A 2,389-nucleotide genomic window follows, 5' to 3' on the forward strand; every position below is an offset into this window, starting at 1 on the left:
TTGTTCTGTGACTGCGTACCTTTTGTATAATGGGTCAGCGACTTATTTTCAGTGGCGAGCTTAACCGAATAGGGGAGGCGTAGCGAAAGCGAGTCTTAATAGGGCGTCTAGTCGCTGGGAATAGACCCGAAACCGGGCGATCTATCCATGGGCAGGTTGAAGGTTAGGTAACACTGACTGGAGGACCGAACCGACTACCGTTGAAAAGTTAGCGGATGACCTGTGGATCGGAGTGAAAGGCTAATCAAGCTCGGAGATAGCTGGTTCTCCTCGAAAGCTATTTAGGTAGCGCCTCATGTATCACTGTAGGGGGTAGAGCACTGTTTCGGCTAGGGGGTCATCCCGACTTACCAAACCGATGCAAACTCCGAATACCTACAAGTGCCGAGCATGGGAGACACACGGCGGGTGCTAACGTCCGTCGTGAAAAGGGAAACAACCCAGACCGTCAGCTAAGGTCCCAAAGTTATGGTTAAGTGGGAAACGATGTGGGAAGGCTTAGACAGCTAGGAGGTTGGCTTAGAAGCAGCCACCCTTTAAAGAAAGCGTAATAGCTCACTAGTCGAGTCGGCCTGCGCGGAAGATGTAACGGGGCTCAAACCATACACCGAAGCTACGGGTATCACGCAAGTGATGCGGTAGAGGAGCGTTCTGTAAGCCTGTGAAGGTGAGTTGAGAAGCTTGCTGGAGGTATCAGAAGTGCGAATGCTGACATGAGTAACGACAATGGGTGTGAAAAACACCCACGCCGAAAGACCAAGGTTTCCTGCGCAACGTTAATCGACGCAGGGTTAGTCGGTCCCTAAGGCGAGGCTGAAAAGCGTAGTCGATGGAAAACAGGTTAATATTCCTGTACTTCTGGTTATTGCGATGGAGGGACGGAGAAGGCTAGGCCAGCTTGGCGTTGGTTGTCCAAGTTTAAGGTGGTAGGCTGAAATCTTAGGTAAATCCGGGGTTTCAAGGCCGAGAGCTGATGACGAGTTGCCTTTAGGCGACGAAGTGGTTGATGCCATGCTTCCAAGAAAAGCTTCTAAGCTTCAGATAACCAGGAACCGTACCCCAAACCGACACAGGTGGTTGGGTAGAGAATACCAAGGCGCTTGAGAGAACTCGGGTGAAGGAACTAGGCAAAATGGCACCGTAACTTCGGGAGAAGGTGCGCCGGTGAGGGTGAAGCACTTGCTGCGTAAGCCCACGCCGGTCGAAGATACCAGGCCGCTGCGACTGTTTATTAAAAACACAGCACTCTGCAAACACGAAAGTGGACGTATAGGGTGTGACGCCTGCCCGGTGCCGGAAGGTTAATTGATGGGGTTAGCTAACGCGAAGCTCTTGATCGAAGCCCCGGTAAACGGCGGCCGTAACTATAACGGTCCTAAGGTAGCGAAATTCCTTGTCGGGTAAGTTCCGACCTGCACGAATGGCGTAACGATGGCGGCGCTGTCTCCACCCGAGACTCAGTGAAATTGAAATCGCTGTGAAGATGCAGTGTATCCGCGGCTAGACGGAAAGACCCCGTGAACCTTTACTATAGCTTTGCACTGGACTTTGAATTTGCTTGTGTAGGATAGGTGGGAGGCTTTGAAGCGTGGACGCCAGTTCGCGTGGAGCCATCCTTGAAATACCACCCTGGCAACTTTGAGGTTCTAACTCAGGTCCGTTATCCGGATCGAGGACAGTGTATGGTGGGTAGTTTGACTGGGGCGGTCTCCTCCTAAAGAGTAACGGAGGAGTACGAAGGTGCGCTCAGACCGGTCGGAAATCGGTCGTAGAGTATAAAGGCAAAAGCGCGCTTGACTGCGAGACAGACACGTCGAGCAGGTACGAAAGTAGGTCTTAGTGATCCGGTGGTTCTGTATGGAAGGGCCATCGCTCAACGGATAAAAGGTACTCCGGGGATAACAGGCTGATACCGCCCAAGAGTTCATATCGACGGCGGTGTTTGGCACCTCGATGTCGGCTCATCACATCCTGGGGCTGAAGCCGGTCCCAAGGGTATGGCTGTTCGCCATTTAAAGTGGTACGCGAGCTGGGTTTAGAACGTCGTGAGACAGTTCGGTCCCTATCTGCCGTGGACGTTTGAGATTTGAGAGGGGCTGCTCCTAGTACGAGAGGACCGGAGTGGACGAACCTCTGGTGTTCCGGTTGTCACGCCAGTGGCATTGCCGGGTAGCTATGTTCGGGAAAGATAACCGCTGAAAGCATCTAAGCGGGAAACTTGCCTCAAGATGAGATCTCACTGGAACCTTGAGTTCCCTGAAGGGCCGTCGAAGACTACGACGTTGATAGGTTGGGTGTGTAAGCGCTGTGAGGCGTTGAGCTAACCAATACTAATTGCCCGTGAGGCTTGACCATATAACACCCAAGCAATCTGCAGACTCGAAAGAGA

The 2,389-nt window shown here is 52.4% G+C and carries 1 rRNA gene; it reads left to right on the forward strand.

Going from position 1 to position 2,389, the window contains the following annotated elements:
* Window positions 1-2,355 (forward strand): 23S ribosomal RNA (locus MKZ87_RS28800); the annotation flags it as partial.
* Window positions 2,356-2,389 lie beyond the last annotated feature (34 nt).

The organism is Pseudomonas sp. MCal1, from assembly GCF_026341415.1.
GTDB lineage: Bacteria > Pseudomonadota > Gammaproteobacteria > Pseudomonadales > Pseudomonadaceae > Aquipseudomonas.